Raw genomic sequence first — 20,682 nt, 5'->3', positions numbered from 1 at the left:
ATGTGACCCTCCTGCTCGGAAAACAAGCAACACCCAGGAGGATGCCATGTCCAAGATTCAGCTGACCGTCACGCGTCGAACCCTTCTCGCAACCGCCGCGACCGCAAGCGCGATGGGCATGATCCCACAGGCATTCGCCGCCACGAGTGCCGCTCCCGGGATCAAGCCATTCAAGTTTGTCGCAACTGACGAGCAGCTCGCTGATCTCCACCGTCGCGTCGCGGCCACGCGGTGGCCGGATGAGGAAAACGTGTCGGACGATGGCCAGGGCGTTCGCCTCGGCACGATCAAGAAGCTCGCCAAACATTGGAAAGGCCACGATTGGCGCAAGGTCGAAGCCCGTCTCAATGCGTTCCCGCAGTTCACCACGGAGCTCGACGGTCTCGACATCCACTTCATCCATGTGAAGTCGAAGCACGAAAACGCGCTGCCGATCATCATCACCCACGGCTGGCCAGGCTCCGTGATCGAGCAGCTGAAGATCATCAAGCCGCTGACGGATCCGACAGCCTATGGCGGTACCGAAGCCGACGCCTTTCACGTCGTCATTCCCTCCCTGCCCGGCTACGGCTTTTCCGGCAAGCCTCGGGAGACCGGATGGAACCCGCCGCGGATCGCAAAAGCCTGGGCCGTGCTCATGGAGCGTCTCGGATACACGAAGTATGTCGCGCAGGGCGGCGACTGGGGCAATGCGGTGACCGAACTCATGGCCGTACAGCAGCCTCCCGGACTTCTCGGCATTCACACGAACATGGCCGCCACGGTCCCGGCCGAAATTTCCAAATCGCTGGCCGCCGGGACACCGCCGGAGGGCCTGTCGGCCGACGAAAAGAGGGCCTGGGATCAGCTCGACGACTTCAACAAGAACGGCCTCGGCTACGCGATCGAAATGAACAACCGACCCCAGACGCTTTACGGCATCGTCGACTCGCCCGTTGGACTAGCTGCCTGGATGCTCGACCACGATATCCGCAGCTACCGAATGATCGCGCGGTCGATCGACGGCGGGAAGGAAGGCCTGAGCCCCGACGACGTACTCGACAACGTCACATTGTATTGGCTGACGAACACCGCGATTTCGTCGGCAAGGCTTTATTGGGACAACGCCCACCACCCCAGCGGAGGGTTCTTCGATCCTCGCGGCATCAAGATCCCAGTTGCGGTCAGCGCCTTTCCCGACGAGATCTACCAAGCGCCGCAGAGCTGGGCCGAGAAAGCCTATCCGAACCTTATTCATTACAATCGCCCGCCGAAGGGCGGTCACTTCGCGGCCTGGGAACAGCCTGAGCTCTTCACTTCGGAGCTCCGCGCCTCGTTCAAGTCGCTTCGCGACCAGATCTGATGGAGGCGGCGCCAGTACCTGCGCCGCCTCCATCACCTCCACCCCGCAATCAAGGAGAATGACAGTGCGTGACAATCAGATCGTGGACTCCAGCTTCAGCGCAATCATCAACGCCCCGATCGAGAAGATCGACATTCCGGCTTGGTGCTTCTCTCTCCCGGAAAAGGAATACCAGGGCTGCTCGCCCGCCCATATCGCGGCCGGCTTCACGACGGCTCCTGACGGCACGCGGATGTCGATCAACGTCGAGACGATCGGTGGCAGCCTTATGGTACAGCATTATCACGAGACGCTAGGCGAGAAGACCCATCTCATCCTCGACTCCGACTCCGACGTCTTCACCCCGACGGGCCGCGTGGTCATTCACGTGACCTGGGAGCTCAGCGTCAAGGCACTCGACAAGGATCGCTGCGAATTCACCAATCGCGTCCAGTCCTTCGCGACCGACGAGATGCTCGCGGGTCTGGAGCGCCAGGGCATTCCGTTCGAGATCTTCCGCACCCAGCGCCAGCCGATGTCGATTGCCCACAACAAGGGCGAGACACCATTGTTTGCGGCAAGCATCGAACGTTTCGCTCTGCGTCAGATGTCCGCCAAGGCCGCCTGAGAACGGGGAGATCGACGATGACGCACTTAACCGTTCCATTCGACGCGGCTGATACCGGTCTGCTGGTGGTCGACCCCTACAACGACTTCATCTCGGAAGGCGGCAAGATCTGGCCTCGCATTCAGGCTGTCGCCGAGGCCAACCACTGCGTCGAGCATATGGAGCAGATCCTGAAAGCCGCGCGCGGTGCCAGCCTCCGTGTCTTCTTCGCCATGCATCATCGGTATCGCGAAGGTGATTACGAGAACTGGAAATATATCGCGCCGATCCAGCGCGCTGCATGGCACCGCAAGAGCTTCCAGGACGGCACCTGGGGCGGTCAGTTCCGAGCCGAGTTCGTTCCGCTGGCGGGTGAAACCGTCGCTCAAGAACATTGGTGCTCGAGCGGTTTCGCCAACACCGATCTGGACAACCTGCTCAAACGGCAGGGTATCCAACGGCTTATCGTCATCGGTTTGATCGCACACACCTGCATCGAGGCAACCGTGCGGTTCGCGGCCGAGCTTGGATACGACGTGACGGTGGTGAAGGATGCGGTCGCGGACTATTCGGACGAGATGATGCGCGCAGCGCTGGAGATCAACATGCCGAACTACGCGAACGCGATCATCAGCACGAGCGAAGTCCTAGAGGCCATTTCCGCCGTGCAAAGCCGGGCCGCAGCCGAGTAGAGCGCCGGATCGCCCAAAGCCGGCGCCTTATGCAGTCTTTACCTCAGCGCTGGCCTTCGACTTGAGGAAGATGATGAGCAGCAGGCCGGCGACAATGAGCGCCGCGCCCTCGAGGTGGTAGAACTGCAGCTGCTCGCCGAGGATCAGGTAAGCAAGGATCGCGATGAAGATCGTCTGAATGTAGAGGAGCACGCCCGCCCGGCTTGCCCCCAGCGTCTCGATGCTCCGATTGAAGAGATAATACATCAGCGCGCCGCCCGGAATTGCCACATAGGCAAGCGCGACAAAGCCGCTGGTGGTCAGTGTCGTGCGGTCGTCGGACGCAAGCTCGATAAGGTATAGAGGCAGCGCCGTCAGCACCGCGGCACCGAGAAGCAAGACCAGGAGCGAGAGGCGATCGATATCGAACTTCGCGCGACGAAGAAGGACGGTGTAGAGGCTGAAGCAGAAAGCCCCGGCGATGATCCAGAGCTCTCCTGGGTTGAATTCCAAGCGCATGAGGGCGGCGGGGTTGCCCTTCACGATAATGACAAGGATCCCGAGGAACGCGAGAACGGACCCGACAACCTGCCAGCGTCCCATGGGCTCGGCCAGAATGAAACGGGCGAGGATCATCGTAATGATCGGGATCAGCGCGATGATGATTCCGGCTGTTGTGGCGTCGGCATGTTCAAGTCCGACGAAAATCATTCCCTGGCAGATCGCAAGTCCCATGCCGCCGACAATAATGATTTCCAGCGCTCGCTTTTTCAGAAGAGCGACCATGTCGCCGAAGTGGCTGCTGACCATCGGCATCAGGATCGCCCAGGCTATCAGCACGCGCCAAAAGCAGAGCGCCCAGGGCGGCATTTCCGGCGATACCCATTTGGCGGCGATATAGACGCCCGCCGACAGCAGCCAGCATAGCACGCCGACGGAATAGGCGATCGAAAGCGAATTGCTCGTCGCCTGTTCCGCCCTGCCTCCATCGCGATGGACTGCCAGGAGATGCATAGCCATGGCCATATGTTATGCCACAGTTTCCTGGCGCCGCCCATAGGGCGTATATCCGTTGCCGCAAAGCTTCCCCGGCCGCTCCCCAACAGGTGGGTTATTCAACCAAGTGATACGTCGCAGCCGGGCTTCATCTCAAATAACATCCGGTGAAGAGATCACCTTGAAACGGCAAAGGTATTTGCCGTTGGGGAAATGGCAGTGCTGCATTATCGAAACTACCTTCATGTGCTGCGCAGAAAGATAGGCCGGGCACCTGACCTGGACGAGATAGCGAGCCGGACCCTTGTCGTATCGCCAGCTGAGCGGGGCAGCCGCGAAGCGGCGATCTATCTCCCGAACCAATTGGACCGTGTGCGCGAAGTACAATTCGAAACGACCCGTGAGTACGAGATGGCGCGTATTTCGGCCGGCTCCGTCGAGCATGCAGCCACGCTCGCCTATCTGATCGAGAATGCTCACTACGTCGATGGCGATCTCTACGCGAGAGGCATGCGCCACCGGCAGGTGATCAGGCCCGCTTCGAGGGCAATCTGGAAACGCGCCGTTAGCATCGACGAATGCGCGTTGCCTTCCACGGCAATCGGAGACAGGTACTTCGCCCATCACGTCATCGATGATGCCGCAACCGCGATGCTTGCTGACACAATCGCGCCGACCTACTTCGCACGGGGAAGCTCCTCCGACAACTGGCCGCACTCGAAGGCCTATTACGAGCTGTTTGGCCTCGATTTCCCTGTCCTGGATGCGGCGCTCATTCGAAGGGCTTGGGTCTTTCAGGATTACGGCATGACTGCGAACAGACGTGCTCGCATTACCGCTTTGCGCGAACGCGCCATGTCCAGCGGAACAGCGCCGAACGGGCGCCGCATCTTTATCAGCAGAAAGGCGACCGGCCAGCGCCGTCTACTGGAGAACGAAGCCGAACTGACGGAGCGGCTCACCAGGGAAGGGTTTGACGTCGTGGACCCAGCCAGGCTGACCGTCGCCGAAATCGTCGAGCGAATGTCCGGTGCCTCTCTGATCTGTTCGGTGGAGGGTAGCAACATCGCTCATGGCGTCCTGACCATGGCGAACAAGGGAGCGATACTCACACTTCAACCGCCATATCGCTTCGCCAATCTGTGGAAGGACTATGCTGACGCGCTTGATATGACTTACGGCTTTGTCGTCGGCGAAGGAGGCAAGACGTCCTTCAGCATTCGTCCTGATGACGTGGTGAAGACTGCGGATATGCTCTCCGCACACAGTTAGTTGCAAAACCGATCGTTCGACAGATCGGAGCTAGCCTACCTCTTCGCCGGAGAGATTCCTTCTTCCTTCGCTTCGAGTTCCCGCCTGAGGAACCGCTGCGCGCCCGACGCATTTGTCTGGAAAGGCAGGAGGAAGCAAATGATCCGAAAATTGAAATCCGGTGAATATCGCCTGTACTCTCGCAAGGTCGACCCGAATACCCACAAGCGCCGCAATCTTGGCACGTTCAAAACACGTGAACAGGCTGAAAAGCACGAACGCGAGGTGCAGTTCTTCAAGCGGCACGGGTGATCGAAGCGCCGAACCAAAAGAATGCGGCGATCGCGCCGGCGAAAGTACAGACACCAAACCATCTGAAAAGCGGGCAGCGACGATCGCTGCCCGCCAATCGGCTTTCAGAAACTCTGGGAGCTCAGACGGCCCAGCAGGAGCAGCCCAGCGCACCGAAGAAGCCCTTCAGGTCCGCTATCGGCAATTTCGAGGTCCATGAACCGGCGTGGTCGTGGCCGTGGACACCGCAATCGTTGGCGCAGCCGCACGTAGCGATTGCCGTTCGCCTCAGCGACCGTTGGCCGGCGCCATCCGGTTCGCCCCAGGCTGCATAGCCGCCGAACTTCCGGACGGGCGACCAGTCCGGCATTGCGGGAGGCACATCATTTTCATCGAGCGCCTGGAAACCATGCGCGGCGTAGACGATCTTGCCGCCGACCATCGTCAGTTCCGAGGTCAGGAAGGAGATTTCGTCCTCGGCGCAGGAGAAAAAGTCCTTGTCCGGTACGATCAGGTCCGCGAACTGCCCCTTCTCGATCCGTCCCTTTTTCCCCTCCTCGTTCGAGAACCAGGTGACCTTTTCCGTCCACATCCGCAGTGCCGTTTCGCGGTCCAGGCAATTGGCGCGCGGATAGAGCTGCATGCCTCCAACCGTCTTGCCGGTGATCATCCATGCGAGCGAGACCCAGGGATTATAGGAAGCGACGCGCGTCGCGTCGGTCCCGGCGGATACCTTCACGCCCTTCTCGAGCATGCGAGCAATCGGCGGCGTCGCCTCAGCGGCGCCGTGGCCATAGCGCTCGACAAAGTACTCGCCCTGGTAGGCCATCCGGTGCTGGACAGCGATACCACCGCCAAGCGCTGCGATCCGATCGATGGAACGATCCGAGATCGTCTCCGCGTGATCGAAGAACCAGTTCAGGCCCTCAAGCGGCACATCCTGATTGACCTTTTCGAAGACATCCAATGCACGGGAGATCGTCTCGTCATAGGTGGCGTGCAGACGCCAGGGCCAGCGATTTTCCGCGAGAACGCGCACGACGCCTTCGAGCTCGCCTTCCATCTCCGGCGGCATGTCCGGCCGCGGCTGCCGGAAATCTTCAAAATCGGCGGCAGAAAAGACCAGCATTTCGCCGGCGCCATTGTGACGGAAATAGTCCGTTCCCTGCTTGTATTTCACCGAGGATGTCCAATTGAGGAAGTCTTCCTTCTCAGCCTTCGGCTTCTGGGTAAAGAGGTTGTAGGCGAGGCGAACCGTGAGCTGGTTTTCGTCGGAAAGCTTCTGGATAACAGCATAGTCATCCGGATAGTTCTGGAAGCCACCACCGGCATCGATGACGCCGGTGACGCCGAGGCGATTCAGCTCACGCATGAAGTGCCGGGTCGAATTGACCTGATAGTCGAAAGGCAGTTTCGGTCCCTTGGCGAGGGTGGAGTAGAGGATCCCCGCATTCGGCTTCGCGAGAAGCAGGCCTGTCGGATTGCCGTTGGCGTCGCGGGTGATCTCGCCACCGGGAGGATTGGGGGTGTCGCGGGTATAGCCGACGGCGCGGAGCGCAGCCGCATTCAGCAGGGCGCGATCGTAAAGATGCAGCAGGAAGACCGGCGTATCGGGCGCAACCGCGTTGATCTCGTCGATTGTCGGGAGGCGCTTTTCCGCGAACTGATGTTCGGTAAAACCGCCGACAACGCGCACCCATTGCGGCGGCGGGGTATTCGCCACCTGCCGTTTCAACATGTCCATTGCATCGGCAAGCGAGCGAACGCCATCCCAGCGCAATTCCATATTGAAGTTCAGGCCGCCTCGAACGACGTGGGTGTGGTTGTCGATCAGCCCGGGCAGAACGCGCTTGCCTTTGAGGTCCACGATCTTCGTATCCGGCCCGGCAAGCTCCATGATCTCTTTGTCATGGCCGACGGCGAGGAATTTGCCGTCCTTGATAGCAACGGCGCTTGCCGTCGGATTGCTGCGGTCAAGGGTGGTGACTAGTCCGTGGTGAAGGATGACGTCGGCGTGCATGGTCAACTCCAGGCTCCCTGTTCGACAATGAGTTCGATGAAATAAGTACGGGAGGGAACGGGACCGGTCGGCCCTGCTCCCTCCTCGTTGTCTCAGCTATCCGACTTGGCAGCCGCACCAGGCCCAGCCGCCAGATCCTTGTTTCCGCTGCCCTTCGGCAGATGGCCGAACATGTGCGGCTTGATCTGGTTGATCCACGAAACGGCTGCAGGTTCCTTGCTCCAGATCGTCTTGGCAAAGGGAATGAGTTGCTCGCCGACGAGGATGCCCAGGAGACCGACCAGGGCTACAACAGGCGGAGCCGGCGATCTTACGTTCAGCAGGCTGTAGACAATGCCGACCAGAAGACCGGCGCCGAGCGACAGAAGATAAAGTTTCATGGGATGAGCCTCAGTTGTCGAAGCCGCTCCAACACCAGCGGGTGATGTCAAAGCGGCGATGAAAGCTTACTTGGCGGGTTTCGGACCGATCCGCTTTCCATGGCTGACGCGCTCTGTGCCACCGTGAACGTGGGTAACCGCGTAGTCGATGCCCATGCCGTAGGCTCCGGAATGCTCCTTAACCAGCGAGGTCACGGCGTCGTAGGTCTCCTTGCGAGCCCAATCACGCTGCCACTCCAGCAGGACCTGCTGCCAGGTCACCGGAATGACGCCAGCCTGAACCATCCGGTCCATTGCATACTTGTGCGCATCGAGCGAGGTGCCACCGGAGGCATCGGCCACCATGTAGATTTCGTAGTCGGTGTCGTTCAGGCAGGACAGCGCGAACGTCGTGTTGCAGACTTCTGTCCATAGACCCGAGACAACAACCTTCTTGCGGCCGTTTGCGGCGTTCTGGGCCAAGGCGTCGCGAACGTTCTGGTCATCCCACGAGTTCATCGAGGTCCGTTCCAGGATGTCGTTTTCCGGGAACACGGAAAGCAATTCCGGAAATGTGTTGCCGGAGAAGGATGATGTTTCGACCGTGGTGATGGTGGTCGGGATGTTGAAGATCTTGCCGGCCTTGGCGAGGCCAACCACGTTGTTCTTCAGGGTCTGCCGGTCAATCGACTGAACGCCGAAAGCCATCTGCGGCTGCTGGTCGATGAAGATCAGCTGGCTGTTCTGCGGGGTGAGAACCTGGAGTTTGTTGGACATGTCGTGTCTCCCTTTGGGTCGGTTGGCAGCCGCACATGCGGCAAAATGGGTCTAAAATCTTGAACGATCAGAAAGTGATTTGCTCGTTATCGCCGCCAGCAACGGTCAGGCGGCGAGTGGCTCCAGGTTCGCTTCGATCTGCTCGCGGAAAGCCTCGTAGCGGCCCGGCAGTTTCAGTGCTTCACCAAGATGAGCCGTATCCTCGTCGTGGTCGAAGCCCGGCTCGTTGGTCGCAACCTCGAACAGAATACCACCCGGCGTGCGGAAGTAGATTGCCCAGAAGTAATCCCGATCGATGACAGGCGTCACCTGATAGCCGGTATCCATCAGCGCCTTGCGCACCTCGAGTTGCTTGGCGCGGTTGTCGACCGCAAACGCAATGTGATGGACCGAACCAGCTCCCTGGCGGGCAAAGGGCGTCTTTGGAAGAGCGACCAGGTCGATCGTATCGGCGCCGTTGCCTTCGGGGATAACGAAGCGCGTGACGCCCTTGTCGGTATCGGCACGCTGGTAGCCCATGAAACCAAGCAATTCTTCGGTCGCTGCGGTATCGTGCAGATGGAAGCGAGCGCCGGCAAAGCCGCGGATCGCAACGCCGTCAGCGACACCTTCGCTGATCCATGGCGTACGGTTGTCGCCGTCAACCTCGACCAGGGCAAACCCGTCACCATCAGGGCCGTTGAAGCGAATGCGGTTTGCGCCAAAGGCTGAGTCCGTCTCGATGGCCTTGACACCCCGCGAAAGCAGACGCTCCTTCCAGAACCCGACAGCCCCCTTCGGAACCGCGAACTGTGTCTCTCCCACTTCGCCGACGCCTGGGCGGCCCTGCATCATGTGCTGAAAGGGGAAATACGTCATGACGGTGCCGGGCGTACCCTTCTCGTCGCCGTAGTACAGGTGGTAGACACTCGGCTCGTCGAAGTTGACGGTCTTCTTGACGCGACGCAGTCCGAGGGTATCGGTGAAGAAGCTGTTGTTCTGACGTGCATCCGATGCCATCGATGTAACGTGATGCAGTCCCTTGATGTCCTTGATCATGGCCCGAACCTTTCTGTCTTGCCGGTGTCCGTTTCGATGAAGACAGGTGTAGCCCGGTTGATTGATCTCCGGAATTGCAATATTAATTGCGAATGAATTGCGTTTTTTGAAATAATGAGATGAACGACTATAAGGCTCTCAAAACCTTCCTCCTCGCGGCCGAAAAGCGGAACTTCGCGCAGGTCGCTCGCGAACTGGACATGACGCCAGCTGGCGTCACACGCGCGATTGCCGCGCTGGAGGAGGATCTCGGCGTTCAGCTTTTCGTGCGAACGACCCGGCAGGTCTCGCTGACGACGGATGGCGCCGTCTTCGCGGCCCAGATCCAGCCGGCGGTGGAAGCGCTCGAGAGCGCCAGGCGTGATGTCAAGAACGCCCACAAGGCAGACCAGGGCCGATTGCGGATCAGCGCGCCGACATGGCTCGGCAAGACGGTCCTGCCACCGATCCTGTCCGGTTTTCGGGAGCTTTACCCGAAGATGTGCTTCGAGATCTCTCTGTCTGATGGCCTCGTGAATATCGTCGACGACGACTACGATCTCGCGATCCGCATCTCATCGGCACCTTCAGACAAATTCACGATCTGGCGCAAGATCCGGGTCGTGCCTCGGATCCTTGTCGCCGCGCCAGGAAGCCGCTTTGCGGAGATGGAGCACCCCAACCAGCTGACACCGGACGATTGCCTCGCCTATAGCGGCGAAAGCCGCCGCGAGACCTGGCAATTGTCGGACGGTGGTTCAAGCATGACGATATCGGCGGGCCGAGCATTCAGCGCGAACAATGGCGAGGTGCTGGCCGACATGGCCGCAGACGGAACCGGAGTCGCACTGCTTCCCGGTTTCCATATCGCCGAGCATCTGCGCACAGGCCGGCTTGTTCACATTCTCAGGGGCTGGTCGCCACCAGACCTCTGGCTGACGCTCTACTATCCGCCCTATCAGGCACTGCCGCCCCGCATAGCCACCTTCTCGAAATTCTTCGAAGAGCAGATCCCGTCCTTCATGGTCATGCTCGACTAGAGATCAGACGACTGTTTCGCCGCCGTCGACGACCAGAATCTGCCCGGTCATGTAAGACGAGCGGTCGGACACCAGGAAGAGAATGGGTTCGGCGATCTCGGACACATTCGCCCAGCGGCCGAGCGGCACCTTGCTGCTGATGTAGGATTCGATGGATTCCCGCCCTCCCATCTGCGCGATGAAGGGCTCGTTGAATGGGGTGTCCACCCAGCCGGGGCAGAGCGCGTTCACGCGGATGCCGAACCTGGCGAAATCGCCCGCCATCTGCCGCGTCATGGCGATCACGGCATGCTTCGTCGTGGTGTAGGCGATCATTTCGCGGTCGTACAGCACGCCCGATGACGAGGAAGTGTTGAGAATGACGCCCTTGCCGGCCTTCTTCATGAAGGGCATCACAAAGCGAGAGGCCATGAAATGGGCTCTGACATTCAGGCCCCATGATTTGTCGAAACCGGAAACTGCAACCTGCTCCAGGTCACCGGCGACCTGTGCTCCGGCATGATTGTGCAGGATATCGATGCGGCCATGGCGCGACGCAACTGCCTCGATCCCAGTCTGCAGAGCCTGATCGTCGGTCACGTCGATGACGAGACTTTCGGCGCTCCCACCCGCCTCTGTGACCTCGTCCACCGTTTCGTTCGCGTTCGCGCCATCGATATCGGCAACGACCACATGGGCGCCTTCCCGTGCCATGATGAGCGCACCGGCCCGACCGATGCCCGAGCCCGCCCCTGTGATGATGGCAACGCGATCCTTGAGTATCATGGCATGTTTCCCCGGTCAGTTTTTCGTTGTCTTTTCACGCATCAAGAAGCGCGCGATGAGAATGAGGGCGAGTGATGCCAGCAGCACCATCGTCGCGATTGCGTTGATCTCGGGCGTTACACCGCGCCGGATCGACGCGAAGACATAGATCGGCAGCGTCGTGTTCGAGCCTGCGACAAAGAAGGCGATGATGAAATCATCGAAGGAGAAGGTGAAGGCGAGCAGAAATCCCGCGAGGATCGATGGCATGATCTGCGGAAGCACGATCTGCCGGAAGGTCGTCAGGGGCGTCGCGTAGAGATCGCTGGACGCCTCGACAATGTCCCGCCCAAGGCTTGCGATGCGTGCTTTCACGATCATCGTGACCAGCGCCATGGTGAAAAGACCGTGCGCAGCGATGATCGAACCATACCCAAGCGCCAGCCGTGGCGGTTGGTCGCCCGGCCAAAGAGCTGCGATGACAGGGTTGACGAAACCGAAGACCTCGACCAGCGCCACCAGGGTGGCAATGCCGATGACCACGCCAGGCACGACGATCGCGGCGGCAAACAGGCCGTCGAAGACGGCGCGCGCCCGTGATCCAAGGCGTTCCATTCCGATCGCCGCCATCGTGCCGAAGATCGCGGCCAAAGCGGCGCTGGTGAAGGCGATGATCAGGCTGTTCCGCAACGCTTCCATCAGGAAAGTGTTGGAAAGCGCTCTGCCATACCATTGCGTCGAGAAGCCGACGAACTCGCTCGCGTTGCGGCCGGCATTGAAGGAGAACAATACGACGAGCGCAATCGGCGTATACAGGAACAGATAGACAAACGTAACGAGCGCACGCATCAGACGAGATCCACCTGGCGGGTTCCGGCGACACGCCAGGCGATGCGCATGGCAACGAGAAGAACGACAACCACAACGGCCACCAGCGTCACGGCAATCGCCGAGCCGAAGGGCCAATTGCGCGATTGCAGGAACAGATCCACCAGCGCATTGCCGATGAAAAAGACCTTGCCGCCGCCGAGCAGCTGCGGGATCAGATACTCGCCGAGCAGAAGGATCGTGACGAGCGCCACGCCTGTCATGACGCCGGGCAGCGAAAGCGGCAACGTGATGCCGAAGAAGGTCGATGCAGGCCTCGCCCCCAGATCGGCCGAGGCTTCAAGAAGACGACGATCCAGCTTCTCGAGACTGACGTAGATCGGCATGATCATCAGCGGAAGATAGCCATAGACGATCCCGAGGAGGACAGCCCCCGGCGTATTGATCAGGCGGACGTTCTCGATGCCGAAGAATTCGAGCAGATGCGGAATGCCGCGTGCGCCAAGGAGATACATCCATGCATACGTGCGAACCAGAAGACTCGTCCAGAACGGCACGACGACCAGCGACACTAGCAGCAGCCGATGCCGCGGACTTGCCTTGACGGCGAGATAGTAGGCAACCGGATAGGCGACGAGCAGGCAAGCCGCCGCCCGATCGGCGCCAGGATCAGCGTATTGACGAAAGCCGCGGATCGGGAGCCGAGATTGGCGAATTGTGCGAAAGTGAACGCTGCCTGATAACCGCCCTCGGGCGCACGCTCGCCAAACGCGAAGACGATGATGGCGATAAATGGCAGAACCAGGAAGACGAACAGCCAGAGGCTCGCGGCCCAACGAGGGCGGCGGTCACGAGGCGCCGTTTGGTGGCAACAATGAGTGGCATTGCGTCTTTGTGTCCGACGATTGCGTGAGGCTGTCCGGTCCCCGACAATGCGGGGACCGGAGGCTCGTGGTTTTAAGCCGACTTGAAGCGTGCCATCAGCTCGGCACGACCCGGGTCGGTCAACGTCACGGCCGCGCCGAATTCCAGCGGCGTCAATGCGGCTTCATCCGGATAGACGATCTTGTTGGAGGTGATCTCCTTCGGCAGAAGCGCGATCACGCGAGCGTCCGTGGTCGGGGCGCCGTTTGCGATGTGCTCTTTCACGGCGTTCTGCGGATCCATGAGGTAGTTCAGAAGCGCATAGCCAGCCGGCTTGTTCGGTGCGTCCTTCGGGATCGCGTAGTAGTCGGTCCAGATCTCACCGCCATCGGTGCCGAGCACATAGGCAAGCTCGGGCATGTCGCGGTTCAGCTGAGCGCCGTCGTTCGTCCAGCACATCGTCAGCCATGCATCGGTGGAGCGCATGGAGGGCTGATAATCGGAGTTGATGGCAAACAGGTGCGGTTTGACCTTGACCAGCAGCTCTTCCGCCTTGGCGAGTTCTTCCGGCTTGATCGAATTGAAGTCGTAGCCGAGCGAAACCAGCGCGCTGCCGATTGTGGTCAGCTGATAGTCGTGCACCATGGCGCGGCCATCTGCTTCCGTCTGAGCAATCTCGAAAAAGTCCTTCCAGGTCGAGAGCTTGGTCTTGATCTTTGATGTGTTGACCGAAAACCCTGTGGTGCCCCAGTTCTTCGGAACCGCGTAGGTCTTGCCGTCGATCTGGCCTTCCTTGGTGAAGCGCGGGCTCTCGTCCTTCTGGCTGAAATTGCCGATCTTCGAAAGATCGAGTTCCTCGATCAGGCCAAGCTTGTGGTGGGTCGAGATGGTATAATTGGTGGGCACGAACAGTGACCAACCGGAGGCGCCGGCCTGAAGCTTGGCGAGCATTTCCTCGTTCGAGCCGAACACGTTCACTTCCACGGCGACGCCCGTCGCTGCCTTGAAATTCTCGAAGGTCTGGGGATCGTGATAGTTCGGCCAGGTGGCAATCGACATCTGCGTGCCGAGCCCTTCGGCAGCCTGCGCGGGCGACGAAAGCGCGCCGGGGAAACGTGACAGGACGGCTGTCGCCAGACCAAGACCGGTGACGCCGAGGAAATGCCGGCGGCTGACCGAACCACGCTTCAGGCGCATGAACTCGTCCATGAAGCCTTCGGCTGAAATGGGAAGATTGTCCTTGTAATCCTTGCTCATGATGCTGTTCCCTTTTTTTGGTTTATGCATTCGATGCTGGAAAGACGTGTATCGCTGCGGGGTCAAACCCCATGAAAACCTCCTCGCCCGGTTCGACGAGGTCGCTTTCGTTAGCGCCGCGCCGATCGGCGGTGATCAGGAAATCACCGAGCCCAGGCACGGTCACCGCGTATTCGGCTGACGAACCGAGGAATATGCGATGCGTGACCGTCCCCCTGAAGGAGACCCCGGAGGAAACCTTATCGCGCGAAAGGTGAATAGCCTCAGGCCGAACGGCGGCAATCGCCTCTCCAGGCGCGAGGCGCCGGCTGGAGGCGACGGCCGAGCCATCAGCCAGCCGAAGCGTCGTCCCGTCAGCTTCCATTTGCGCGTGGATGCGGTTCGTCTTGCCGACAAAATCCGCGACGAAAAGATCGGCAGGACGGTCGTAGACCTCCTGAGGCGTTCCTAGCTGCCGGATCTGACCGGCGCTCATGACGCACACGACATCTGCCATCGACAGTGCCTCTTCCTGGTCGTGGGTGACGAGGACGAAGGTGATGCCGAGCTCACGCTGCAGCGTCTGCAACTCGATCTGCATCGCGGAACGCAGCTTCTTGTCCAGCGCTGCGAGTGGCTCATCGAGCAGCAGCACGGAAGGACGGTTGACGATCGCGCGTGCCAGCGCAACGCGCTGCTGCTGGCCACCTGACATTTCATGAATGCGCCGCTTCGCGAAGCCGCCGAGGCGTACCATCTCAAGCGCTTCGCCGACGCGCCGATTAATTTCAGCCGCCTCGATCCTCGGACGCATCTGCTTCAGGCCGTAGGCAACGTTCTGCTCGACATTGAAATGCGGAAACAGGGCGTAGTGCTGGAACACCATGTTGACCGGGCGCCGATAGGCCGGGACGCCATTCATCTCGCGCCCGTCGATGAGCACCTTGCCCTCGCTCGGCTGCTCGAAGCCGCCGATCATGCGCAGGCATGTCGTCTTGCCACAACCAGACGGCCCAAGCAGCGCAAGGAACGCTCCCTTGGGCACATTGAGATTGATGTCCGTCACAGCGGTCACAGCGCCATAATTCTTTGTGACCGAACAAAATTCGATATCGTTCGTCGAAGCGGATGCCACGTCTGTTCCCTGCGGTTGGTTGTGATGGGCAGTCTACGCTGCCTTAATGCCACCGTCGTTAAGGAAAGAGTAAGCCTCGGCTTCCGGCAAGGTATATACCCCGAGAGAGGTATTTTCGCGCATATTGCTTCGTGGAAGGTGTATAAGGACCGAGCCGTCCGTTGGCGCGGCGCTGAAGGAATCCATCGATGAGTACCGACCTTGAAGCATTGTTCAGCGCCTTCGATGGCACGGTCGGAAAGGTGTCGATGTCGGATGCCGAGTTCGGCGAAACCTTCCGTCGGATGATGGCCGCGCTGGTGCGCTTCGACTATGTCGTGGTGTTTGCCTACCGCGGTAAAGAACGCCCCATCGATCTCTTCAGCACGTTCGATGCCGAGGAGCATGTGGTCTTCGTGACCCTCTATCAGGCAGGTCCCTACCTCCTCGATCCGTTCTATCATACGGCGCGAGAGCGTCGCCAAGGCGTCATGCGCATGCGTGAGCTCGCACCAGATCGCTTCTTCTCGAGCGAGTACTATCGCACATACTACGTCCAGACGGGGCTGGCGGAGGAGATCGGCTTCTTCGTCAATGCAGAAGACGACATCACCATCGTCCTCTCCCTAATGCGCCGCGAAGAGACCGGGCCGTTTCCCTCCGGAGAGTTTGCGATATTGCGGAAAGTCGAACCACTGGTGGCGAGCATGGTCCGCCACTACTGGGCAGGGCTGGCGTCCCGCTTCGACGCACAACTGGCGACGCATGGAAAGCGGCGTCAGAGGCGGGAGCAGGACGGAAGCCTGGGGGCCTCAGACGCCGTCTGGCGTGACCTCAATCTCACGAGCCGTGAAGCGGCGATCGTCGAACTGGTTCTGCAAGGACACTCCTCGGAATCAATCGGCCTTAAGCTCAGCATCTCGACCGGGACCGTGAAGGTCCATCGGCGCAACGTCTATCGGAAGCTTGGCATCTCCTCTCAGACGCAGCTGCTTTCCCTCTACCTCAAGCACTTTCAGTAGGCCTGCGAGCGAAACGTGAGCCACCGAGGTTAAATACTTGATATTTCTGCCGTACGCTCCCGTTTAGTGCAAGACGGCTATTACTGGAATGCTCGCTTCGCCAGCGGCCTTGATGAGCGCGGAGCGGGCGTCTTCCGCTGAGAGGCTTCCCTCGATTGCCTCCAGGCAGACCTTGACCGCCTCCATGTATTCGTCACCGTCATCACATGGCCAGGCGCCGATAAGTGTCTCCGCGACATCCAGAAGCGAGCCGACGAACCTGTATTTCTCTCCGCGGCTCATCACCAGCATCAAGGGTGCGAAGTCGCTACCAGTGTTCCAATTCATTACAACAGGTCCCTTGAAGGTTCATATATTAGAAACCTTGCAAGGGACGTGCCGACAGCGATGCTCGGCCATTGCCGAGAGCTACAGGATTTGACAGCTAGCAGAATAGGTGAGCTTCAACGGGCGATAGTCCAAGATATCAACACGTTGAGTCTTGTTCTCACCATTTCGATTCAGACGACTTCATCACTTACCGAGCGCCCAACTCCTGCTCGACGAGCGACAGCCAATATCTGACGCCATGAGCGATCGCCTTGTCGTTGAAGTCATAGGCCGGGTGATGAAGATAGGCACTGTCGCCATTCCCGATTAGGATGATCGCGCCGGGCCGCTTTTCCAACAGGTAGGCGAAATCCTCCGCTCCCATCGAAGGCGCATAGCTGGTATCGACGCGTTCTTCGCCTGCAACCTTAGCCGCAGCCGCGGCGGCTGCCTTGGTTCTCTCGATGTCGTTTACAGTCACCGGGTAGCCTGGAATCCAGGTGATCTCGGCTTCCGTCTCGAAGAGCTTTGCGGTCATGGCAACGATATCGCGGAACCGCTGCTCCACCGCCGCTCGCGTCTCCGGCTGCATCGTTCTGATCGTGCCGCCAATCTTCGCAGAAGCGGGAATGACGTTGAGCGCCTGATCGTTTCCACCGGCCATGAAGGTAACCGAGACGACGACCGGATCAAAAGGATCAGTAAAGCGCGAGGCGATCGACTGCAGTGCCGTGATCATATGGGCACTCACCAGAACCGGATCCCGTGTGAGGTTCGGGGATGCCGCGTGTCCACCCCTGCCATTGATCGTCACGACGAACCGGTCGGCGCCGGCCATGAACGGGCCACTGCGTGTTGCGAAGGAGCCGATGTCGAGGCCCGGCTCATTGTGCATGCCGTAGACTTCGTCGATCCCAAATCGATCGAGAAGGCCTTCCTCGACCATGACGCGTGCACCACCACCGCCCTCTTCGGCGGGCTGGAAGATCAACACGACCTTGCCGGCGAAATCGCGTGCCGAGGCGAGGCATTTTGCCGTGGCGAGCAACATTGCGGTATGGCCGTCATGACCGCAGGCATGCATCCTGTTTGCCACCTTGGAGGCATATGGCAGGTTGGTCTGCTCGGACATCGGCAAGGCGTCCATGTCGCAGCGCAGACCGATCGTCTTTCCCGGACCTTTCTGCCCCTCGATGACCGCAACCACGCCCGATTTCGCAATACCAGTCGCGACGTCGTCGCAACCGAATTGCCGCAACTTCTCGGCAACAAAGGCGGCCGTCTCCGGCAGGTCGAACAGGAGTTCGGGGTTTTGATGAATGTGGCGCCGCCATTCCTTGGCTTCATCAGCAACGCTGTCGACAGATTGGTGGATGGTCATGATCATTCTCGTCATCGGAGGAAAGCGGCGGATCCCGCAGGTCGGGGAAGGTCATAGGACGACCGTCGTCTCCCGGCAATGTATTTGTCACCGGGCGCCAATCTAGTCAGTTACTTAAAAAACTGCGCTTAACGCCACGAGATATTTACAAAAAATTAGCCATAACGGAACCGCGCCGGAACATGCGCTCGGTCCCGTCGTTTGGTGATATGACAAATGGCGAGTTGATCATGAGTGATTGGTTTAACCAGAGATACGTAGCGCGCGATGAGCACCAGCAGATCGTGGCGTTTTATCGAAAGGTGATCGCGCACCTGTCCTGCACCATTCGCGACCTTCGGGCCGAAAGTCGAAGCTGCGCAGACACCAATGCCATCCCGAACGGCCCTCAGCCCTTGGAGGAACACGCGGCGGACGATCGCGCGGGCAGCGATAATGTAGTCTGGCTTGACTTCAAGCGGAGGCAGTAGTCCCCACGCTGGAAAGGCATCCTAACCGTCGTTTGACCTTGCAAAGCTGTCACCAAGGCTCGTAGATCGAGCGCTGCGCTTCAGCGCTCGCCAAATCGCTTGTTTTGAGCACCCTAATGAATTCCTTGTTGCATAGCCCGCCTCCTCAAGAATGCTGGCAAGCCTGGCATCCCCAACAGCTGATGGAGCGCCTGACCGGGCTCGACCTGACCTGGTACGTCGTTGGCGGATGGGCGCTCGATTTGTCGCTGGGTCGCCAGACGCGGGCGCACGAAGATCTGGAATTCGCGATCCTGCCAGAAGACTTCAGCGCCTTTCGCCAACACCTGAAAGAGCTCAGCTTTTTCAGCGTCCATGCCGGCGAAGTCGATCCGATCGCACAACATGCAGCACCTCCGGCCCACGTTTCCCAGTTTTGGGGAGCCGACATTGCGAACTCCTGCTGGCGCGTCGACATGATGCTGGAGCATGGCACACCGTCAGATTGGGTCTACAAGCGCGACACGGCAATCAGCGTCCCTCGCGCGGCGATGGTTCGACGCAACCAGGCTGGTATCCCATACCTCGCTCCATCAGCCGTGCTGCTGTTCAAGGCCAAGTATTGCAGGGCGAAGGATGAGCATGATTTCCAAACCTCGCTTCCGAGCCTTTCGTCGCAAGACAGGTCCAATTTGCGATTCTGGTTGAATCATGCCCACCCAGGCCACGCCTGGCTCGCGCTTCTCTAGAGAATTTGGCATGATGGTTCCCGAGCGGGACTTTGAAAATGGAACGGAAACCGGCGCAATGCCGTTTCCTCTCACCGAGATGCGAGGGCTTTCATGATGGACCAAGCCAACCAAAACACGACCAGGGTCCTTGTCGTCGATGTCGGCGGCTCAAACATCAAGATTTACGCTCCTGGGGTGGACGAACGAAAAATGAAATCCGGCCCCGATTTCTCCGCCCAGCACGCGGTCGAAGCGGTACAGGAACTGGCGTCGGGCATCGAATTCGACGTCGTTTCGATCGGCTACCCCGGACCGGTTCGCGACAATCGTCCTCTCGGCGAGCCTGCCAATTTGGGCGGCGGATGGGATCGCTTCGATTTCACCGCAGCGCTTGGAAAACCCGCGAAGATCGTCAATGACGCACTGATGCAGGCGATCGGCAGCTACGAAGGCGGACGACTTCTTTTTCTGGGACTAGGGACAGGACTTGGTTCGGCAATGATTATCGCCAACGTGGCGCAACCGCTTGAACTCGCACACCTGCCTTACAAGAAAGACGGGACATTCGAGGACCACGTCGGCAAGCGAGGCTTCAAGGCCAATGGTCCGAAGAAATGGAAGAAGGACGTCTTCGACGTCGTTGCTCGCCTGAAGGCCGCACTGCAGCCGGACTATATCGTGATCGGCGGAGGCCAGGTCGACAAGCTCGACGAGCTTCCCGAGGGATGCCGTCGCGGAGACAACCGCCTCGCCTTCCAGGGTGGCTTGCGGCTTTGGCAGAACGAACAGCTTGTCTTATAGGCCAAGCTTGATCGCCTTTAAAAGCTGGCCCAGATTTGCTGGGTTAGCCGCTACTTGACCTGTACCGGCACGACTGTATCCACCGAAATCTCGCCGCTGATGACACCGCGCTCGAGGTCGCTCCGTCCACGTTCGACTTCAATGACCGTATAGAGCTTGTCATCGCGAAATGCGCTGGCATTGGATGTTGTCACGTCTTCGGCCGGCGCCGCGTCGATCTCCATGAAATCGAGTTCACGACTTGCCGCAACGATCCGGGCCTCTCCCGCCGTTCTGGCGGCGACTGTCACCACGCCGTGGTTGGTGGCATTGCCCCATCTCGGATCATCAGACGCTGCGATCGGCTCGAGACGGTAGACATTGATCGGTCCGTCGGACGCCAACGTTCCGAGCGCCTGCGCATCGTTCACCTGCGCCTGGCTTTCGACCGATCGCCCGAACGTCGTTTTGCTGGTTGCGTTGTTGTATCCGCTCGCGCCTGTCTTGACGACATTTGACATGGTTCTTTCTCCTTCTTTCTGCTTTCCGGCTAACTCTGATCGTTGTCGTGTCTCACATCCGCAATGTCATAGTTGATGCTCCAATCCTTCACCTTCGTGCCACCCGGTCGCACGCGGTTCACCGTGGCGTCCTCGGATCCGGTTATGACGGTGGGTTTGGCGCTATGAACGCCGGTGCTTTTCCGGTCGGCCTGCGAGGGCGCGAACTGGCCCGCAGCGTCGGTTTCAGCCTTCGGTCTCATTGCCTTTCCTCCACGCTATGAGTGGCGAACAGCTGACATCCGACTTTGTTCCGAGGTCCACCAATGCTGTTCGTCCGAACGAACGTGCCAGGCATACATTCCTGACTGGAA

At 59.5% G+C, this 20,682-nt stretch carries 22 protein-coding genes and 1 pseudogene; 9 read left to right on the top strand and 14 right to left on the bottom strand.

The features are described 5' to 3' along the window. The first annotated feature begins 46 nt into the window (after positions 1-46). From FZ934_RS21505 to FZ934_RS21495, 3 genes are all read left to right on the top strand, one after another. Entirely contained in the window at positions 47-1,342 is a 1,296-nt protein-coding gene (locus FZ934_RS21505) for an epoxide hydrolase family protein (RefSeq protein ID WP_153272926.1), read from the top strand. A 64-nt stretch (positions 1,343-1,406) separates the two neighbouring features. Further along, positions 1,407-1,949, top strand: coding sequence for a hypothetical protein (locus FZ934_RS21500; RefSeq protein WP_153272925.1), 543 nt, complete (start codon positions 1,407-1,409; stop codon positions 1,947-1,949). Positions 1,950-1,966: 17 nt separating this feature from the next. Then, positions 1,967-2,620 carry an isochorismatase family cysteine hydrolase gene (locus FZ934_RS21495; protein WP_153272924.1) on the top strand — a complete coding sequence of 218 codons (654 nt, stop codon included), beginning with the start codon at positions 1,967-1,969 and terminating at the stop codon, positions 2,618-2,620. A 27-nt stretch (positions 2,621-2,647) separates the two neighbouring features. Here FZ934_RS21495 and FZ934_RS21490 read toward each other — a convergent pair whose 3' ends face one another. Beyond that, the gene (locus FZ934_RS21490; protein WP_153272923.1) at positions 2,648-3,619 is read right to left on the bottom strand and encodes a DMT family transporter; all 972 of its coding nucleotides are present in this window, start codon (positions 3,617-3,619) and stop codon (positions 2,648-2,650) included. A gap of 195 nt (positions 3,620-3,814) precedes the next feature. Here FZ934_RS21490 and FZ934_RS21485 point away from each other — a divergent pair, with 195 nt between their 5' ends. After that, positions 3,815-4,867 carry a glycosyltransferase 61 family protein gene (locus FZ934_RS21485; protein ID WP_194273865.1) on the top strand — a complete coding sequence of 351 codons (1,053 nt, stop codon included), beginning with the start codon at positions 3,815-3,817 and terminating at the stop codon, positions 4,865-4,867. Positions 4,868-5,005: 138 nt separating this feature from the next. After that, positions 5,006-5,158, top strand: coding sequence for a hypothetical protein (locus FZ934_RS21480; protein ID WP_153272921.1), 153 nt, complete (start codon positions 5,006-5,008; stop codon positions 5,156-5,158). A 121-nt stretch (positions 5,159-5,279) separates the two neighbouring features. Here the strand turns inward: FZ934_RS21480 and FZ934_RS21475 are convergent, their stop codons facing one another. From FZ934_RS21475 to FZ934_RS21460, 4 genes are all read right to left on the bottom strand, one after another. Further along, on the bottom strand, positions 5,280-7,157 hold the full coding sequence (locus FZ934_RS21475; RefSeq protein WP_153272920.1) for an amidohydrolase: 1,878 nt from the start codon (positions 7,155-7,157) through the stop codon (positions 5,280-5,282). A 92-nt stretch (positions 7,158-7,249) separates the two neighbouring features. Continuing rightward, the gene (locus tag FZ934_RS21470) at positions 7,250-7,537 is read right to left on the bottom strand and encodes a XapX domain-containing protein (protein WP_153272919.1); all 288 of its coding nucleotides are present in this window, start codon (positions 7,535-7,537) and stop codon (positions 7,250-7,252) included. A 66-nt stretch (positions 7,538-7,603) separates the two neighbouring features. Beyond that, a complete protein-coding gene (locus FZ934_RS21465; protein ID WP_153272918.1) occupies positions 7,604-8,293 on the bottom strand; it encodes a hydrolase in 690 nt (229 codons plus the stop codon). Positions 8,294-8,398: 105 nt separating this feature from the next. Then, positions 8,399-9,331 carry a VOC family protein gene (locus FZ934_RS21460; protein ID WP_153272917.1) on the bottom strand — a complete coding sequence of 311 codons (933 nt, stop codon included), beginning with the start codon at positions 9,329-9,331 and terminating at the stop codon, positions 8,399-8,401. A gap of 119 nt (positions 9,332-9,450) precedes the next feature. On the opposite strand from FZ934_RS21460, the gene FZ934_RS21455 reads away from it, so the two are divergent. Further along, a complete protein-coding gene (locus FZ934_RS21455; RefSeq protein WP_153272916.1) occupies positions 9,451-10,350 on the top strand; it encodes a LysR family transcriptional regulator in 900 nt (299 codons plus the stop codon). 3 nt (positions 10,351-10,353) lie between these two features. Here FZ934_RS21455 and FZ934_RS21450 read toward each other — a convergent pair whose 3' ends face one another. The 5 genes and pseudogenes from FZ934_RS21450 to FZ934_RS21430 all read right to left on the bottom strand — a co-directional run bounded on the left by FZ934_RS21450 (position 10,354) and on the right by FZ934_RS21430 (position 15,157). Next, positions 10,354-11,115 carry an SDR family NAD(P)-dependent oxidoreductase gene (locus FZ934_RS21450; RefSeq protein ID WP_153272915.1) on the bottom strand — a complete coding sequence of 254 codons (762 nt, stop codon included), beginning with the start codon at positions 11,113-11,115 and terminating at the stop codon, positions 10,354-10,356. A gap of 15 nt (positions 11,116-11,130) precedes the next feature. Next, a complete protein-coding gene (locus tag FZ934_RS21445; protein WP_113361496.1) occupies positions 11,131-11,943 on the bottom strand; it encodes an ABC transporter permease in 813 nt (270 codons plus the stop codon). Further along, positions 11,943-12,807 (bottom strand): annotated as a pseudogene (locus FZ934_RS21440) (ABC transporter permease). The gene FZ934_RS21445 and the pseudogene FZ934_RS21440 overlap by 1 nt, the downstream one beginning before the upstream one ends. A gap of 72 nt (positions 12,808-12,879) precedes the next feature. Beyond that, positions 12,880-14,043 carry an ABC transporter substrate-binding protein gene (locus tag FZ934_RS21435; protein ID WP_153272914.1) on the bottom strand — a complete coding sequence of 388 codons (1,164 nt, stop codon included), beginning with the start codon at positions 14,041-14,043 and terminating at the stop codon, positions 12,880-12,882. A gap of 22 nt (positions 14,044-14,065) precedes the next feature. After that, positions 14,066-15,157 carry an ABC transporter ATP-binding protein gene (locus FZ934_RS21430; protein WP_153272913.1) on the bottom strand — a complete coding sequence of 364 codons (1,092 nt, stop codon included), beginning with the start codon at positions 15,155-15,157 and terminating at the stop codon, positions 14,066-14,068. A 188-nt stretch (positions 15,158-15,345) separates the two neighbouring features. Here FZ934_RS21430 and FZ934_RS21425 point away from each other — a divergent pair, with 188 nt between their 5' ends. Beyond that, complete coding sequence (locus tag FZ934_RS21425; protein ID WP_153272912.1) at positions 15,346-16,158, top strand: helix-turn-helix transcriptional regulator; 813 nt, start codon at positions 15,346-15,348, stop codon at positions 16,156-16,158. 63 nt (positions 16,159-16,221) lie between these two features. Here FZ934_RS21425 and FZ934_RS21420 read toward each other — a convergent pair whose 3' ends face one another. Both FZ934_RS21420 and FZ934_RS21415 read right to left on the bottom strand, forming a co-directional pair. Continuing rightward, on the bottom strand, positions 16,222-16,485 hold the full coding sequence (locus FZ934_RS21420) for a DUF982 domain-containing protein (protein ID WP_153272911.1): 264 nt from the start codon (positions 16,483-16,485) through the stop codon (positions 16,222-16,224). Between the two features lie 190 nt (positions 16,486-16,675). Continuing rightward, a complete protein-coding gene (locus FZ934_RS21415) occupies positions 16,676-17,848 on the bottom strand; it encodes a M20 aminoacylase family protein (protein ID WP_194273864.1) in 1,173 nt (390 codons plus the stop codon). A gap of 586 nt (positions 17,849-18,434) precedes the next feature. On the opposite strand from FZ934_RS21415, the gene FZ934_RS21410 reads away from it, so the two are divergent. Both FZ934_RS21410 and FZ934_RS21405 read left to right on the top strand, forming a co-directional pair. Beyond that, the gene (locus FZ934_RS21410; protein WP_153272910.1) at positions 18,435-19,046 is read left to right on the top strand and encodes a nucleotidyltransferase domain-containing protein; all 612 of its coding nucleotides are present in this window, start codon (positions 18,435-18,437) and stop codon (positions 19,044-19,046) included. Positions 19,047-19,139: 93 nt separating this feature from the next. Next, entirely contained in the window at positions 19,140-19,829 is a 690-nt protein-coding gene (locus FZ934_RS21405) for an ROK family protein (protein ID WP_432443654.1), read from the top strand. Between the two features lie 50 nt (positions 19,830-19,879). On the opposite strand, the gene FZ934_RS21400 is transcribed toward FZ934_RS21405, so the two are convergent. Both FZ934_RS21400 and FZ934_RS21395 read right to left on the bottom strand, forming a co-directional pair. Continuing rightward, a complete protein-coding gene (locus FZ934_RS21400; protein ID WP_153272909.1) occupies positions 19,880-20,329 on the bottom strand; it encodes a hypothetical protein in 450 nt (149 codons plus the stop codon). A gap of 29 nt (positions 20,330-20,358) precedes the next feature. Beyond that, positions 20,359-20,571 (bottom strand): hypothetical protein, encoded by a 213-nt coding sequence (locus tag FZ934_RS21395; RefSeq protein WP_153272908.1) that lies wholly within the window; start codon positions 20,569-20,571, stop codon positions 20,359-20,361. Between the last annotated feature and the right edge of the window lie 111 nt (positions 20,572-20,682).

Origin of the sequence: Rhizobium grahamii, from assembly GCF_009498215.1 — a bacterium.
Classification (GTDB): domain Bacteria; phylum Pseudomonadota; class Alphaproteobacteria; order Rhizobiales; family Rhizobiaceae; genus Rhizobium; species Rhizobium grahamii_A.
This window is presented reverse-complemented; position numbering and strand designations above follow the sequence as displayed.